The organism is Microbacterium sp. BH-3-3-3 (assembly GCF_001792815.1).
Taxonomy (GTDB): domain Bacteria; phylum Actinomycetota; class Actinomycetes; order Actinomycetales; family Microbacteriaceae; genus Microbacterium.
Genome location: NZ_CP017674.1, coordinates 1,614,147 through 1,629,434, shown reverse-complemented (window position 1 = coordinate 1,629,434; position 15,288 = coordinate 1,614,147). Strand labels below are relative to the sequence as shown.

Annotated in this window: 14 protein-coding genes; 7 read left to right on the top strand and 7 right to left on the bottom strand. The window is 71.7% G+C overall.

Going from position 1 to position 15,288, the window contains the following annotated elements:
• Positions 1-5 precede the first annotated feature (5 nt).
• From BJP65_RS07535 to BJP65_RS07525, 3 genes are all read right to left on the bottom strand, one after another.
• On the bottom strand, positions 6-248 hold the full coding sequence (locus BJP65_RS07535) for a hypothetical protein (protein WP_070408713.1): 243 nt from the start codon (positions 246-248) through the stop codon (positions 6-8).
• 478 nt (positions 249-726) lie between these two features.
• Positions 727-2,064 (bottom strand): uracil-xanthine permease family protein, encoded by a 1,338-nt coding sequence (locus BJP65_RS07530; protein WP_070408712.1) that lies wholly within the window; start codon positions 2,062-2,064, stop codon positions 727-729.
• 113 nt (positions 2,065-2,177) lie between these two features.
• Positions 2,178-3,140 carry a phosphoribosylaminoimidazolesuccinocarboxamide synthase gene (locus BJP65_RS07525; RefSeq protein ID WP_055831955.1) on the bottom strand — a complete coding sequence of 321 codons (963 nt, stop codon included), beginning with the start codon at positions 3,138-3,140 and terminating at the stop codon, positions 2,178-2,180.
• 78 nt (positions 3,141-3,218) lie between these two features.
• Between BJP65_RS07525 and BJP65_RS07520 the strand changes: the two genes are divergently transcribed.
• From BJP65_RS07520 to BJP65_RS07495, 6 genes are all read left to right on the top strand, one after another.
• Complete coding sequence (locus BJP65_RS07520) at positions 3,219-4,946, top strand: BCCT family transporter (protein WP_070408711.1); 1,728 nt, start codon at positions 3,219-3,221, stop codon at positions 4,944-4,946.
• 314 nt (positions 4,947-5,260) lie between these two features.
• Complete coding sequence (locus BJP65_RS07515) at positions 5,261-5,884, top strand: PadR family transcriptional regulator (RefSeq protein WP_070408710.1); 624 nt, start codon at positions 5,261-5,263, stop codon at positions 5,882-5,884.
• The gene (locus BJP65_RS07510; protein WP_070408709.1) at positions 5,881-7,431 is read left to right on the top strand and encodes an MFS transporter; all 1,551 of its coding nucleotides are present in this window, start codon (positions 5,881-5,883) and stop codon (positions 7,429-7,431) included. Before BJP65_RS07515 ends, BJP65_RS07510 begins: the two co-directional genes overlap by 4 nt.
• Positions 7,432-7,685: 254 nt before the next feature.
• Positions 7,686-8,345: a hypothetical protein gene (locus BJP65_RS07505; protein WP_070408708.1), complete on the top strand. Its 660-nt coding sequence runs from the start codon at positions 7,686-7,688 to the stop codon at positions 8,343-8,345.
• 9 nt (positions 8,346-8,354) lie between these two features.
• Positions 8,355-8,984 (top strand): TetR/AcrR family transcriptional regulator, encoded by a 630-nt coding sequence (locus BJP65_RS07500; RefSeq protein WP_070408707.1) that lies wholly within the window; start codon positions 8,355-8,357, stop codon positions 8,982-8,984.
• Between the two features lie 45 nt (positions 8,985-9,029).
• Entirely contained in the window at positions 9,030-10,313 is a 1,284-nt protein-coding gene (locus tag BJP65_RS07495; protein ID WP_070408706.1) for a glycosyltransferase, read from the top strand.
• A 34-nt stretch (positions 10,314-10,347) separates the two neighbouring features.
• Here BJP65_RS07495 and purD read toward each other — a convergent pair whose 3' ends face one another.
• Positions 10,348-11,619 (bottom strand): phosphoribosylamine--glycine ligase, encoded by a 1,272-nt coding sequence (purD, locus tag BJP65_RS07490; RefSeq protein ID WP_070408705.1) that lies wholly within the window; start codon positions 11,617-11,619, stop codon positions 10,348-10,350.
• A 159-nt stretch (positions 11,620-11,778) separates the two neighbouring features.
• Between purD and BJP65_RS07485 the strand changes: the two genes are divergently transcribed.
• Positions 11,779-12,135, top strand: a complete 357-nt coding sequence (locus BJP65_RS07485; RefSeq protein WP_055831942.1) for a sterol carrier family protein — start codon at positions 11,779-11,781, stop codon at positions 12,133-12,135.
• A gap of 161 nt (positions 12,136-12,296) precedes the next feature.
• On the opposite strand, the gene BJP65_RS07480 is transcribed toward BJP65_RS07485, so the two are convergent.
• From BJP65_RS07480 to manD, 3 genes are all read right to left on the bottom strand, one after another.
• Positions 12,297-13,229 (bottom strand): sugar kinase, encoded by a 933-nt coding sequence (locus BJP65_RS07480; protein WP_083285759.1) that lies wholly within the window; start codon positions 13,227-13,229, stop codon positions 12,297-12,299.
• A gap of 106 nt (positions 13,230-13,335) precedes the next feature.
• On the bottom strand, positions 13,336-13,968 hold the full coding sequence (locus BJP65_RS07475; RefSeq protein WP_070408704.1) for a bifunctional 4-hydroxy-2-oxoglutarate aldolase/2-dehydro-3-deoxy-phosphogluconate aldolase: 633 nt from the start codon (positions 13,966-13,968) through the stop codon (positions 13,336-13,338).
• Positions 13,958-15,184, bottom strand: a complete 1,227-nt coding sequence (gene manD / locus BJP65_RS07470) for a D-mannonate dehydratase ManD (RefSeq protein ID WP_055831938.1) — start codon at positions 15,182-15,184, stop codon at positions 13,958-13,960. Before manD ends, BJP65_RS07475 begins: the two co-directional genes overlap by 11 nt.
• Positions 15,185-15,288 lie beyond the last annotated feature (104 nt).

Sequence of the window (15,288 nt, the reverse complement as noted above, 5' to 3'; positions counted from 1 at the left end):
AGCGGTCAGTCGGACTGCTCGTCTTCCTCCGGGTTGAAGTGCGAGGCGGTGGCGGAGTGCCCGGCCGCGACCCCGTCGGGATCGTTGGGGATGGTCCCGTCGGTGCCCAGGCCGCCCGGCTTGGGCGTGCCCTCGTCGTCGGGCGCGTCGTGCAGGTTCTCGTCCGCCGCGGGCTGCGAGGGGTCGGAGGTTCCGGATGCCATGATCGTGCCTTCCTCGTCATCGGTGGCGAGGCGCCGGTCGGGCACCCTCGCCGAGAGGCCCGACGCTATCGACGCCCGTGCGCGGCGTATGCCCGCTTGCGGGACGGCGGCGGGTGTGCTGCGCCCCGCCGCCACGTCCGGCGCCCGCGAGCGGGGCCAGGCGGGTCCGCCCGCCCGGTGCGCGTACCCCCGCCACGCCGGCTGCCGGCCTGCCCGCGCGGCGCGCGCGCTCGCGGGTCTGCCCGCGCGGGGCGGGGGACCGACGTGCCGGACTCTTGAATTTCCCGAGCGTCGCCGGCGTTTCCGCCCACGAGCGCTCCCGGCCGCGTGACCGATCAGGAGTTCGGCCCGCCGTCGCGCCCCGGACGGCGGGGGTCGGCTCGCCGTGGCGCCCGGGCGGCCTGCGCCGTCGAGACCGCATCCGATTGTCGAGACCGCAGCCTTTCGGCGGCAATCGCGTGCGGTTTCGGCAAACGGATGCGGTCTCGGCGAGGAGGGCGCCCGGCGAGGGGCGCGCCCGGCGTCAGCTCGGGTCGCCGCCCAGCGGCCCCACCGCGGGGATCGGGCCGCCGTCGTCGGCGCCGGTCTTGCGCGCTCGGGCGATGGCGTTGCCGAGGTGGTAGATCACGAGCGCCGCGACCGAGCCCAGCACGATGGCCCCGAGCTGGAAGTCGCCGAACTGCATCGTGAAGCCGGCGATGGCCAGCACCAGCGCGACGGCGCCGGTGTACTGGTTGACCGGGCGCGAGAAGTCGACGCGGTTGTCGACCCAGATCTTGATGCCGATGATCCCGATCAGGCCGTAGAGCGCCGTGGTGACACCACCGAGCACGCCCGGCGGAATGGTGTTGAACACCGCGCCCACCTTGGGCGACAGGCTCAACACGATCGCCGCGAGACCGGCCACCCAGTAGACGGCCGTGGAGTACACGCGGGTGGCGGCCATGACGCCGATGTTCTCGCCGTACGTCGTGGTGCCCGAGCCGCCGAAGGTGCCCGCGATGGTCGTCGCCACCCCGTCGGCGATGAGGGCGCGGCCGGTGGAGCGGTTGGCGGTGGCATCGGTCATGGCGGCGACCCCGCGTACGTGGCCGACGTTCTCGGCCACGAGCACCAGCACCACGGGAAGGAACATCGCGATGACCGACCACGTCTGCGGCGACGCGAAGTCGGCGAGGTGGAACTCGGGCCAGCCCACCCACGGAGCGGCTTCGACGGCGGCGAAGTCGATGAGCTTCTCGCCCGTGCCGGCCTGGATCAGCACCGTGGCGACGTAGCCGACGATCACGCCGAGGAAGATCGAGATGCGGCCGAGGAAGCCGCGGAACAACACGCTGAACAGGATGACGGCGACCAGCGTGATGGTGCCGGGCAGCGGCTGGAGCTGGAAGTTCGACCACGCCACGGGCGCCAGGTTGAAGCCGATGAGGGCCACGATCGCGCCGGCCACGACCGGCGGCATCACCTTGTCGACCCATCCGAGGCCGACGAACTGCACGACGAAGCCGATGGCGGCGAGCAGGATGCCGACGGCCACGATGCCCGCGAGGGCGGAACCCATGCCCGCGGTCGCGGTGGCCGCGGTCACCGGCGCGATGAACGCGAACGACGAGCCGAGGTAGCTGGGGAGGCGGTTGCGCGTGACGAGCAGGAACAGCAGCGTGCCGACGCCCGAGAACAGCAGTGTCGTCGACACCGGGAACCCGGTGAGCACCGGCACCAGGAAGGTGGCGCCGAACATCGCGATGACGTGCTGAAGGCCGATCGCGACCGTGGCGCCCCAGTTGAGGCGCTCGCCGGGTGCGACGACCGCTCCCGGTGCGACGGTGCGCCCGTTTCCGTGCAGCTTCCAGCGGAACATGTGTCTCCTCGTGAGGTCGTGATCGGATGCCGAGATCACACGGCATCGGCGAGGTCACACGTCGTGTCGTGGTGTCTCGGCGACAGCGCGTGATCTCGCGAGGGGGAAGGGGGTCAGGCGGTCAGGAGGCGCAGGAGTTCGGCGTAGCGGTCGCGGGTGCGGGTGACGATCTCGGCCGGGAGCGCGGGGGGCTCGCCCTGCTTGTCCCAGTTGTCGGCGAGCCAGTTGCGCACGATCTGCTTGTCGAAGCTCGCCATGCGCTCGGCCGCGGTGGACCCGGTGCGCCAGGCCTCGGCATCCCAGTAGCGGGAGGAATCCGAGGTCAGCACCTCGTCGGCGAGTGTCAGCACGCCGTCGGCGTCGTATCCGAACTCGAACTTGGTGTCGGCGAGGATCAGGCCGTGCGCCTCGGCGGTGGCGGCGGCGCGGCGGTAGATCTCGAGCGACAGCTCGCGCAGCGCCTCGGCGGTGTCGGAGCCGACGAGCTCGACCGACCGCTCGAACGTGATGTTCTCGTCGTGCTCGCCCATGGGCGCTTTGAACGCCGGGGTGTACAGCGGCTCCGGCAGGCGGTCGCCGTCGTTCAGGCCGGCGGGCAGCGGGATGCCGCACACGGTGCCCGAGTCGCGGTACTCCGCCCAGCCCGATCCGGTGAGGTACCCGCGTACGACGCATTCGATCGGCTGCATATCGAGGGAGCGCACGAGCATGGCGCGTCCGCGCACGGCATCCGGGATCAGTTCGACGGCCTCGTCGCCCACGAGGGCGTGGTCGGCCGCGAGGTGGTTCGCGATGCCGCGACCGCCATCGGCGCCCGCGAGCTGGTCGAACCACCACAGGCTGAGCGTGGTCAGCAGCGTGCCCTTGTCGGGGATGCCGGGTGCGAGCACGTGGTCGAAGGCGCTCACGCGGTCGCTGGCGACCACCAGCAGGTGCGTCGGGGCGGCCTCATCGGCGGTGCCGGCGGGAACGTAGAGATCGCGCACCTTGCCGGAGTAGATGTGGCGCCAGCCGGGGAACTCGAGCGGGGGAGCGGTGGTCACACGCTCATTATTGCGGAGGCGCGGCCTCTTCATCGGCGCGGATTGTGTCATATGCGGCCTCGCGGTGCCCGCCCCCGGGCTCGCGCGCGGCTGTTGACTACCCTCGGAGGAATGACCGAGGCAGCCCCCGACACCGCGGTGAACATCGACCCACACCTGGGTAGTCGCCACAAGACCATTCGCGGCTGGGTCTTCTGGCCCGCCGCCGGCATCGCTCTGGCGTTCATCGCCTTCGCCATGCTCTTCCCCCAAGCGGCCGAAGCCACCTTCGGCGCCGTCCAGACCACCATCGTCTCGGCCTTCAACTGGTACTACGTGTTGATCGCGGCGTTCTTCGTCGTCTTCGCCCTCGCGATGGGCTTCAGCCGCTTCGGCACGATCAAGCTCGGCCAGGACGACGACGAGCCCGAGTTCTCGACCATGTCGTGGTTCTCGCTGCTGTTCGCGGCGGGAATGGGCATCGGCCTGGTGTTCTACGGCGTGAGCGAGCCGCTCAGCCACTTCGCCCAGCCCCGCCCGGGCGTGGAGGGGACCCCGAACCAGCTCGCCCAGCAGGCGATGTCGCAGACGTTCCTGCACTGGGGCGTGCACGCCTGGTCGATCTACGTCGTCATCGGCCTCGCCCTCGCCTACGCGTTCCACCGCCGCAAGCGCCCGCGCACCATCCGCTGGGCGCTGGAGCCGATCCTCGGGGCGCGCCTCGTGCAGGGCGCCTGGGGCAACGCCGTCGACGTGGCGGCCCTGGTCGGCACGCTCTTCGGTGTGGCGACATCGCTGGGTCTGGGCGTCATCCAGATCAGTGCGGGCCTGGACTACCTGGGCATCGTCGCGCCGTCGGCGATCAGCGAGGCCATCATCGTCGGCATCATCACCGGCTTCGTGCTGTTCTCGGTGCTCTCGGGGGTCGGCAAGGGCATGAAGTGGCTGTCGAACATCAACCTCGTGCTCGCCGGCGCGCTCATGCTCTACCTGCTGTTCGCCGGTCCCACCGAGTTCCTGCTGCGCGACGTGGTGCAGTCGATCGGCAACTACATCCAGAACTTCGTCGGGCTGTCGTTCACGACCAGCGCCTATTCCGGTGAAGACGGGGTCGCCTGGCAGGGGACCTGGACCTCGTTCTACTGGGGCTGGTGGATCTCGTGGGCCCCCTTCGTGGGGATCTTCATCGCGCGTATCTCGCGCGGCCGCACGGTGCGCGAGTTCGTCACCGGCGTGATCCTGGTGCCCACGCTCGTCGGCATCCTGTGGTTCACCGTGCTCGGTGGCACCGCGATCTACGGCGAGCTCACCGGCAGCGTGTCGCTGCTCGGTTCCGACGGCTCGGTGAACGTCTCGACGGCGCTGTTCCAGATGCTCGAGGGCATTCCCGGCACCGTGTTCCTGGCCATCGGCTTCCTCGTGCTCATCGGGATCTTCTTCGTCACCTCGGCCGACTCGGGCGCGCTGGTGATGGGCATGATCGCGACGGGCGGCGAAGAGGAGCCCAAGCGGTGGGTGCGCATCTTCTTCACCCTGGCGACCTCGCTCATCGCGTTCGCCCTGCTGCTGGCCGGTGGTCTCACCGCGCTGCAGACGGCGGCGATCAGCATCGCGCTGCCGTTCAGCGTCGTACTGCTGGCGATCTGCTGGGCCACAGTCGTGGCGTTCCGCCGTGAGATGAAGGCGTACGACAAGGCCGAGCGCGCGCACTTGCGCGACTCGATCGGCGAGCACTACGGCCTCGAGGTCGAGGAGCCCAACCAACGGGGCATCTTCGGCCTGCCGGCGCGCTGGCGTCCGCGCAAGTCGGTCACCGCGTCGGCTCCTGAGTCGGACGCCCCGGCGTCGCCGGAGTCGTAGGGCGCTGTCCCGCTGAACGTCCACGACTCCCGGATGCCGTGCCACGCGGCCCGGGTGTCGTGGACATTCGCGTGTCGCGTCGCGGCATCCTGGCCCGCTCCGCGCTCCCCGCTCCGCGCTCCCCGGCACGCGCGCGTGAGTCGCCGCGCTCGCGAGCCCGTTGAGTGTCCAAGACGCGCCGCATGGAGCGCCCCGACTGCGGCGTGTTCTGGACACTCAACGTTCACCCCCCCCCCCCCCCCCCGGCTCGCGTCACGCCAAGCGGAGGCGTATAGTCCACGTGGACTAGTCGACACAGACCATGAGGGGGACGGATGCCGGAGCAGCCCCGCCTCACCCCGATCGCGGTCATGATCCTCGCCACCCTGCGCGAGGCCGACATGCACCCCTACGAGATGGTGCGCTTGCTCAAGGAGCGGCGCGACGATCGCCTCGTCCCCCTGCAGAAGGGCACGATTTACCACGCGGTCGCCCGCCTCGAACGCGACGGCCTGCTCGCCGAGGTCGGCGTCGATCGCGACGGCAACCGCCCCGAGCGCACCACCTACACACTGCGGGATGCCGGGCGCCGGGCCGTCGAGCAGTGGGTGCGCGCCGAGCTCCCCCAGATCGACCGGGCCAGTGACTTCCGCGTCGCGCTGTCGGAGGCCCACAACCTCCCGCGCGACGAGGTCATGGCCCTGCTCGACCGACGCCGCGCCCTGCTCCTCGCCTCGGTCGACGAGCATCGCGCCGGTCTCGACAAGGCCGCCACGTCTGAGACCCCCGAACAATTCCTCGTCGAGCTGCAGCGGCAGTCCGCTCTGCTCGACGCCGAACTCGCGTGGCAGGACTCCCTGCGTGCGCGTCTCGCCGACCGCTCCCTCGCCTGGGGCATCGCCGAAATCCCCGAACACATCAAGAAGAAGCACCGCGTCTCAAAGGAGACCACCCCATGACCGACTCCCGCGCCGCCTCCACGGCATCCACTCGTACGGGATCCACCCGCACCGAACGCAGCCCCTGGCCCGCCCTTTGGGCGCTGGTCATCGGGTTCTTCATGATCCTGGTCGACACCACGATCGTCTCGGTGGCGAACCCCGCCATCAAGGCCGCCCTCGACCCCGACACCAACAACCTCGACAACGTCGTGTGGGTCACCTCGGCCTACCTGCTCACCTACGCCGTGCCGCTGCTCATCACCGGCCGCCTCGGCGACCGCTTCGGCCCGAAGAACGTCTACCTCACGGGCCTCGCGATCTTCACCCTCGCCTCGCTCGCGTGCGGGCTGGCCCCCTCGCTCGAGATGCTGATCGTCGCTCGCGCGGTGCAGGGTCTGGGCGCCGCCCTCATGACACCCCAGACGATGGCCGTCATCACCCGTACCTTCCCGGCGCAGAATCGCGGCGCCGCCATGGGTCTGTGGGGAGCGACCGCCGGTGTCGCCACCCTCGTCGGCCCGCTGGCCGGTGGCCTGCTCGTCGACGGCCTCGGGTGGGAGTGGATCTTCTTCATCAACATCCCCGTCGGCATCATCGGCTTCATCGCCGCGGTCATCCTGGTGCCCCAGCTGCCGCGCACCGCGCACAAGTTCGACATCCTCGGCGTCGTGCTGAGCGCCGTCGGTCTGTTCCTCATCGTGTTCGGCCTGCAGGAGGGCGAGCACTACTCGTGGGCGGCGTGGATCTGGGCGATGGTCGTCGCCGGTGTGGTCGTGATGGGCGTGTTCATCTGGACGCAGGCGCGCAGCAAGGGCGAACCCCTCGTGCCGCTCGAACTGTTCCGGGAGCGCAACTTCTCGATCGCGAACCTCGCCATCGCCGCGGTCGGTTTCACCGTGACGAGCATGGCGTTGCCGCAGATGTTCTACCTGCAGCTCGCCCGTGGTCTCACCCCGACCGAGTCGGCGCTGCTGCTCATCCCGCTGGCGATCCTGTCGGGCGTGCTCGCGCCCTTCGCGGGCAAGCTGCTCGACCGGACCGACCCGCGATTCCTGCTCGTCCCCGGTCTGCTGCTCGTCGGCGGCTCGCTCGGGCTCTACGCCGCGCTCATCCTGAACGACGCGCCGATCTGGGCCTTCCTCATCCCCGCGGCCTTCATGGGCATCGGCAACGCCGGCATGTGGGGCCCGCTGGCCACGACCGCGACGCGCAACCTGCCGCCGCGCCAGGCGGGTGCCGGCGCCGGCATCTACAACACCACGCGCACCGTCGGCTCGGTGATCGGCTCGGCATCCATCGCCGCGTTCATGCAGGCGCGTCTCGAGGCGAACCTGCCGGGGGCCGCGGATGCCGGGGCGAGCTTCGGCGGCGGGACGCTTCCGCCGCAGGTGGTCGATGGCTTCTCGGCGGCGATGGGGCAATCGCTGCTGCTGCCGATCATCGTGATCGCGGTCGGCCTGGTCGCCGTGCTGTTCATGCGTCGCCCGTCGATGATCCGCCCGCACGGTGCCCCGCGCGAGGCCGAGCCTGCCGCGCAGGCTGCCCCCGTCGCCGCGCGCGAGTAGCGTCCGACGCGCGAACGCCGTCGTCCCCCGCGGGGCGGCGGCGTTCGTCGTTCGCGCTCAGCGGTCAGGCGCTCGCGGCGGTGACGAGGGGAGGAGCTGGGGCGGAGGGAGGACGGATGCCGGGCCGGCGGTCCTCCGCTTGCCACCCGCGACGTGATCGTCGATGAGTCGTGGCGGGCGGTTCCGTATTCAGTTATACGCCGCTATAGTCAAAACGAGCCGCCGTCCGATCCCGGTCACCCGCAGGAGCATCCATGACCACCTCTGCCCCGAACACCGCCACCCGCACCGCCGTCGAGAGCGACGCCGCGACGACCGGCACCCGCCCGCGGTGGGCCCGAACCGCCGGCATCCTGATCGTCGTCGGCGGGGTGCTGCTCACCGCGGCGACCGCCGTCGAGCTCACCGCCGACGTCGCCACCGAATCCGGGCCGGCGACCGCCTTCTGGGTGTTCTTCCTCGCGAGCACGCTCGCCCACGTCGCAGCGATGGTCCCGCTCGCGCTGGGCCGGGGCGACGGAGAGGGCGCCGTCGGCTCGTCTCTCGTGGGCAAGGTCGCGCTTCTCGGGTTCGGGGCGCTGTTCCTCGCGAACCAGAGCATGTACCTCGTCACGGCCTACCTGATGCCGTCCGCCGTGTTCACCGAGGGGGCGATGGCGTTCCTGGTCGCCATGAGCGCCGTGCAGGGCGTCGCCCTGCTGGTCGGCGGCATCGTCATCGTCCGCGCCGGGGTTCTGACGGGCGCGGCACGCTGGGCCGTCCTGGTGCTGGCTCTCGTCGGCTTCGCGCTCGGCGTCGTCCTCACCGTGAGCACCATCGAGGCGCTGTCGAAAGCGATGTACTTCGTCTCCACCGGCGCGCAGATCGTCGCGGGGCTCGTGATCTTCCGGTCGACGGTCGCGGCGGCGAAGTAGCGTTCTCCCGTGCCCCGTAGCTACCACTCTCCCCGACGGCAGGCCGACGCCGCCGAGACCCGCGCGACGATCGTCGAGGCGGCGGCCCAGCTGTTCGTACGCGACGGGTACGTCGCCACCTCGATCAAGGCGATCGCGGCCGAGGCGGGGGTGTCGGTGCCCACGGTGCACCTGAACGGACCCAAGCACGGCCTGCTCATCGCGGCGTTCGAGCGCACGTTCGCGGGAGACGAGGGGCGGCACTCGCTCGCCGAGCGCCCCGAGCTCGTCGCCATCATGGGCGAGCCCGACACCGATACCGCGATCGCCCGGTACGTGGACTTCCTCATCGACGCCAACCAGCGCTCGGCGGCGATCGTGCGCGCGATGGTGGCCGCCGCCGACAGCGACCCCGAGGCGCGCGCCGCCTACCTCGACCTCGAGATGCGCCGCCACCGCGACATGACGATCGCCGCGGGCTGGTTCCTGCAGCGCGACCGTATCCGCGTCGACCAGGTCGCCCTCGCCGCTGACGTCCTGGGGCTGCTCACCGGCCCCGACCCGTGGACGCACCTCACCGTGGCCCGCGGGTGGGACGTCGCCGCCTACCGCACCTGGCTGACCGCGCAGCTCGTCCACCTCTCCGACAACCTCGCCTAGACCCCCGCCCCTCGGCGGACAGGGTCATCCTCGAAAGACGCAGACATGACACCCTCCGCCCTGTTGTGCAGCATGCCCGCCACAGGCCACGTGGGCCCGCTCCTCGTCGTCGCGCAGGAACTGCAGCGGCGCGGGTGGCGCGTGCGCCTGCTCACCGGGTCGCGGTACCAGCGGATGGTGGAGCAGGCCGGCATCCTGTTCCTCCCCCTTCCCGCCGAGGCGGACACGCTCGACGGGATCGGCGCCGACGAACGCGACCGCGGACTCGCCACCATCAACCGCGGGGTCGAGCGCGCGTTCGTCGATCCCGCTGCCCCGGCGGCGGCCGCCCTCGACCAGATCCTGAACGACGAACCCGCCGACGTGGTGCTGCACGACATGACCTTCCTCGGAGTGCAGACCTTGTTCGCACGAACGCACTCTCAGCGCCCCCTCACGGTGATGTGCGGCATCGGGCCCGCGGGTTTCTCCAGCCGCGACACGGCCCCGTACGGACTCGGCATCACGCCGCTCCGGCACCCCACGCTGAACCGCCTGCGCAACGGCGTGCTCGGGGTGACGGCCAAGACGGTGCTGCGTCCCGTGCACCGCTCGCTCGACCTCTTCCTCGCGGGCGTCGGTGCGCCGCCCCTGAACGGCGCGTTCTTCATGGACGTCCTCTCGCGCAGCGACCTGCTCGCGCAGTTCACGGTGCAGGAGTTCGAGTACGCCCGAAGCGACGCCCCGGAGGCGCTCCGGTTCTACGGCCCCATGGCATCCGCTGCCGCCCATCCCGTTGCGGCACCGGAGTGGTTCGACGACCTCGACCCGACCCTGCCGCTCGTGCACGTCACGCAGGGAACGGTCGCGAACACCGACTACACCGAGGTGATCGAGCCGACGCTCACGGCACTGGCCGACCTGCCCGTGCAGGTGGCCGTGACCACGGGCGGGCGCGACGTCGAGACCCTGCCCGCCCTCCCCGACAACGCCTTCGCCGCGAGCTACCTGCCCTACGACGACCTGCTCGCCCGCACGAGTGTGCTGGTGACCAACGGCGGCTACGGGGGCCTTCACCACGCGATGCGCTACGGCGTGCCGATCGTGATCGCCGGCGACTCGGAAGACAAGGTCGAGACCTCCGCGCGCGTGCAGCACGCCCGGGTGGGCGTCAACCTGCGCACGGGGCGTCCGACTCCGGATGCCGTCCGCACGGCCGTCCAGCGCATCCTCGCCGACGACGGGTACGCGGCCCGCGCCCGCCGTATCGGCGACGCGATCGCGGTCGCGCCCGGCGCCCCCGGGCTCGTCGACGACGTCGAGAAGATGCTCGCGGCGCGCCGCCGCTGATCTCGCTCCGGGCGGGAGCGCCGGGACCCCGGCGTCAGGCCTCGACGACGCGCGCGGCGATGTCGGCGCGGTACTGCCCGCCCTCGAGGCCGATGCGCTCGAGCCCGGCGTAGGCCGCGGTGCGCGCCTCGCCGAACGTGGAGCCGGTGGCGACGACGCTGAGCACGCGTCCGCCGGTGGCGATGAGCTCGCCGTCGCGGAGCGCCGTCGCCGCGTGGGCCACGTGCACGCCGTCGACCTCTTCGGCCTCGTCGATCCCCGTCAGCACGCGACGGGTGAGCGGCGCCTCGGGGTAGCCCTCGCTCGCGAGCACCACGGTGACGGCGGTCGCGTCGGCGAAGGCCGGGCGGGGCTCGTTGTCGAGCGTGCCGGAGGCTGCGGCCAGCAGCAGTCGCGACAGGGGGTCGACCAGGCGCGGAAGCACGACCTGCGTCTCGGGATCGCCGAAGCGGGCATTGAACTCGATGACCTTCACGCCCTGCTCGGTGAGGATGAGACCGGCGTAGAGCAGGCCGATGAACGGGGTGCCCTCGGCATCCATCTGCCGGATCACGGGCTCCGCGATCACGCGCGTCACGTGGTCGACGAACTCGGTCTCGCCGCCGAAGCGTTCCGACAGCCAGGGGAGGGGGGAGTACGCCCCCATGCCGCCGGTGTTCGGACCCTCGTCGCCGTCGCGCAGGCGCTTGAAGTCCTGGGCGGGGCTGAGGGGCGCGACGCGATCGCCGTCGCTGAGGAAGAACAGCGACACCTCGGGGCCCGACAGGAACTCCTCGATCAGCACCGCACCGGTGGGCAGGTAGGTCTCGGCGTGGGCGAGGGCGGCCTCGCGGTCGGAGGTGACGATGACGCCCTTGCCCGCGGCCAGTCCGTCGGCCTTCACCACGTACGGGGCGCCGTACTCGTCGAGAGCGGTCTCGACGGTGGCGAGGTCGTGCGCGCGCGCCGAGCGTCCGGTGGGCACGCCCGCGGCATCCATGATCCGCTTCGCGTACGTCTTCGACCCCTCGAGCTGGGCCGCGGCCTTGCCCGGACCGAACACGGGGATGCCGTGCGCGCGCAGCGGATCGGCGACACCGGCGACCAGCGGTGCCTCGGGTCCCACGACGACGAGATCGATGGCCTCGGCTTTGGCGAACACCAGCACGGCGGCCGGGTCGAGCGGGTCGAGGTCGACGAGGTGGGCCTCGCGGGCGATGCCGGCGTTGCCGGGCGCGGCGAAGATGGCGTGCGAGGCCTCTTCGGAACGCAGCGCGAGGATGATGGCGTGCTCGCGCGCGCCCGAACCGAGGACCAGGATTCTCACTCGGCCAGCCTACCGAGCGGGGCCTTTCGCCGTTGAGTGTCCACGACATGCCGCATTCGCTCGAGGCGATGCGGCGTGTCCTGGACACTCAACTGGGGGGGGTCCCGGGGATGGGCGGCCCGGGCCACCCGGGGGTGGCGGCGCGGGTACCGTGGAGGCATGCCTCCCCGCCGAATCGAGACCGGTGACGGCCGCGCGGCGCTCGCGGCCGTGGCCGCGGGTGACGCCCCGCGCACGGCGACGGCCACCGCCGTGCGCTACCTGCTGCAGCTCCTGGTCGAGAAGGCTCCCGGCAACTCCGTCGAGATGCGCGTACCGCCCTTCGGTGCGGTGCAGGTGATCGAGGGCCCCCGCCACACGCGCGGCACCCCGCCCAACGTCGTCGAGACCGACGCGGCCACCTGGATCGCCGTCGCCACCGGTCGGGAGCACTGGGCGGATGCCGTGACCGCCGGCCGCATCGTCGCCTCCGGCGTGCGCGCCGACATCAGCGCGCTGCTGCCGCTGCGGCCCTAGGCCCGCCCGCCCGCCCGCCGTCCCCCCCCGGCTCGCGCCGGGACGCCACCGGTTGGCGCCGAGACCGCATTCGTTCGCCGAGGCCGCACGGTATTGCGGACGAACACGTGCGGTCTCGACGAACGGATGCGTCCTCGCGGGGGGCCGAGGGGTGCGCCTCCTCAGCGCCGGACCGGGTCGCCGCCACCGGCGAGGAACCGCACCAGGTCGCGGCGGGTCGGGGCCGCCTCCCAGTCGCCGGGCACGAGGCACGCCATGGCGCCGCAGGCGTTGGCGCGCATGAGCGTGTCGGCGACGTCGAGTCCCTCGAGGTGGGCGCTGAGGTAGCCGGCGACGAACGCGTCTCCGGCGCCGACGGTGTCGAGGGGGTCGATGACGAAGCCGAGCGCCTCGGTGACGCCCGCGGAGGTGAACACCGCCGCTCCCGCGGGACCGCGCTTGACCACCACCTGCTCGACGCCCGCCGTGAGCAGGGAGTCGGCGGCATCCGGGGTCAGCAGGGCGAACTCCTCGACCCCGCCGAACACGAGCGTCGAACGCTCGGCGATCTCGCGCAGGATCGGCCCGGCGACGTCGGGGGCGGCCAGCGCGGAGCGGTAGTTCACGTCGAAGCTCACCGGCACACCGGCGGCGCGGGCGCGATCGACGGCGGCGAGCACCGTGTCGTGCGCCGTGGTCGACAGCAGCGGCGTGATGCCGGTCACGTGGAGCAGGTCGGCATCCTCGATCCATCCGGCGGGGATGTCGGAGGGCGCGAGGCGCGAGCCGGCCGAACCGCGTCGGTAGTAGTGGACGGCGGTGGATGCCGCGGAGGGACGCTCCTTCAGCATGAGGCCCGTGGGCGCATCGGTGTCGACGAGCGCGTGCACGTCGAGGCCCTCGCCGCGCAACTCGCGCGCGATGCGCTCGCCGAGGGGATCGTCGCCCACGCGGCCGAGCCACCCGGCGTCGACGCCCAGGCGCCGCAACCCGACGGCGACGTTGCTCTCGGCCCCGCCGATGCCGAGCGCGAGGCCCGCGGCATGGCGGAGCGACCCGATCTCGGTCGTGCGGGCGAGCGCCATGGTCTCGCCGAGGGTGACGACGCGGGTCACGAGCCGTCACCCGCGTCGCAGGCCGACCCCGCAGCCGCGCGCGCGACGCCGGAACGGCCGACCGCCGAGGTCGCGGCGCAGGCCCGCACCGCCGGGGAGGCGCCGCTCACGCCGAGACCCCTGCGCAGACTGCGACGAACCGCTCGGTCCTCGCGCGCAACGCGCCCAGGTCGCCACCGCGGAACGCGTCGCCGAGCAGAGGTCCGCCGACGCTGACCGCCACCGCGCCCGCCGCGAGCCACGCGGCCGCGCTGTCGGCATCCACCCCTCCCGAGGGGACGACGGCGATGTCGGGGAACGGTCCGCGCAGATCCTTCAGGTAGCCGGGGCCGACCTGGCCGGCCGGGAACACCTTGACCGCCGAGGCGCCCGCCGACCACGAGGCGAACAGTTCGGTGGGAGTGAGTCCTCCTGGCACGATCGGCATGCCGGCGGCGACCGCGTGCTCGACGAGGGTGGTCGAGGTGATCGGGGTGACGACGTAGTCGGCGCCGACGGCGATCGCGCGCTCGAGCTGGTCGGAGTTCGTGACCGTGCCGATGCCGAGGTCGCCGTCGAACGACCCGCGCAGCTCGGCGAAGGCGTCGAACGTGCCCGGCGTCGTGAGGGTCAGCTCGACGCTCTGCACGCCCGCCTCGGCGAGGGCTGCGAGCACCGGTGCGTAGTCCGAGGCCGCGGACGCGCGGGCGACCACGACGAGCTTCGACGAGACGGTGCGGAACGGAAGCTCACCAGTCATGGACGGTCCCATCCAGCAGGCGGTTCACGGGCAGGTAGGCCTTCGTGTACTCGAACGCACCGGCGGCCTCCTCGTCGAGTTCGACGCCGAGGCCCGGCTGGTCTCCCGGGTGCAGGAAGCCCCGGTCGAAGGTGAAGGAGGTCTGGAACACCTCGAGCGTCTGCTCGTTGTGCGGCATGTACTCCTGGATGCCGAAGTTGTGGATCGCGAGATCCAGGTGCAGCGCCGCCGCCATGCCGACGGGCGAGATGTCGGTGGGGCCGTGGATGCCGGAGCGGATGCCGTAGATCGCGGCGAAGTCGAGCAGCTTCTTCATCGCGGTGATGCCGCCGGTGTGGGTGACGGCCGAGCGGACGTAGTCGATCAGGCGCTCGGTGATGAGCGTCTGGTAGTCGTAGACGGTGTTGAACACCTCGCCGATCGCGAGCGGGGTGGTGGAGTGCTGGCGGATGAGGCGCAGCGCCGTCTGATCCTCGCCGGGGGTGGCGTCCTCGAGCCAGAAGAGGTCGTAGGGCTCGATGTCCTTCGCGAAGCGCGCGGCCTCGATCGGCGACATGCGGTGGTGGCCGTCGTGCAGGATCCGCAGGTCGGTGCCGAACTCCTCGCGGATCTGCGAGAAGACCCCGGGCATGTGGTTCAGGTACTGACGGGTGTCCCAGGTCTCCTCGGCCGGCCGGTCGCCGGAGCGCTTCGCCGGCTCGTAGTCGTAGCGCACACCGGGGCCGGCGGCCGAGACGCCGTAGATCTGGCCGAGTCCGGGAACGCCGGTCTGCACGCGCACGGCCGTGAAGCCGAGCTCGCGGTAGCCGGTGATGGCGTTCGAGAGGGCCGCGAAGTCGGTGCCCGAGGCGTGCGCGTAGACGCGCACGCCGTCGCGGCTCGCCCCTCCGAGCAGCTGGTACAGCGGCATCCCGGCCTTCTTGGCCTTGATGTCCCACAGCGCCATGTCGACCGCGGCGATCGCGGCCATCGTGACGGGGCCGCGGCGCCAGTAGGCACCCCGGTAGAGGTACTGCCAGGTGTCCTCGATGCGGTCCTCGTCGCGGCCGATGAGCATCGACGCGAGGTGGTCCGAGAGGTACGACGCCACCGACAGCTCGCGGCCGTTGAGGGTGGCATCCCCCCATCCGACGACACCGTCGGACGTGGTGACCTTGAGGGTGACGAAGTTGCGGCCGGGGCTCGTGACGATGACGTCGACGGTGGCGATGCTCATGCGGGGTCTTTCTGGTCGAGAGGGGAGGGGGGCGGCGAACGGGCGGGCTCGCCGTCACGAGCCCGCCCGGGAGCGGGCCCGCGACGAGGGCGGGCCCGCGCGGG

Coding starts and splice junctions, on each gene's coding strand:
- BJP65_RS07520 (WP_070408711.1), top strand. CDS start 3,219: ATGACCGAGGCAGCCCCCGACACCGCGGTGAACATCGACCCACACCTG.
- BJP65_RS07485 (WP_055831942.1), top strand. CDS start 11,779: ATGCCTCCCCGCCGAATCGAGACCGGTGACGGCCGCGCGGCGCTCGCG.
- BJP65_RS07525 (WP_055831955.1), bottom strand. CDS start 3,140: ATGAAGAGGCCGCGCCTCCGCAATAATGAGCGTGTGACCACCGCTCCC.
- BJP65_RS07475 (WP_070408704.1), bottom strand. CDS start 13,968: ATGACTGGTGAGCTTCCGTTCCGCACCGTCTCGTCGAAGCTCGTCGTG.
- BJP65_RS07510 (WP_070408709.1), top strand. CDS start 5,881: ATGACCGACTCCCGCGCCGCCTCCACGGCATCCACTCGTACGGGATCC.
- BJP65_RS07495 (WP_070408706.1), top strand. CDS start 9,030: ATGACACCCTCCGCCCTGTTGTGCAGCATGCCCGCCACAGGCCACGTG.
- BJP65_RS07505 (WP_070408708.1), top strand. CDS start 7,686: ATGACCACCTCTGCCCCGAACACCGCCACCCGCACCGCCGTCGAGAGC.
- BJP65_RS07515 (WP_070408710.1), top strand. CDS start 5,261: ATGCCGGAGCAGCCCCGCCTCACCCCGATCGCGGTCATGATCCTCGCC.
- manD (WP_055831938.1), bottom strand. CDS start 15,184: ATGAGCATCGCCACCGTCGACGTCATCGTCACGAGCCCCGGCCGCAAC.
- BJP65_RS07530 (WP_070408712.1), bottom strand. CDS start 2,064: ATGTTCCGCTGGAAGCTGCACGGAAACGGGCGCACCGTCGCACCGGGA.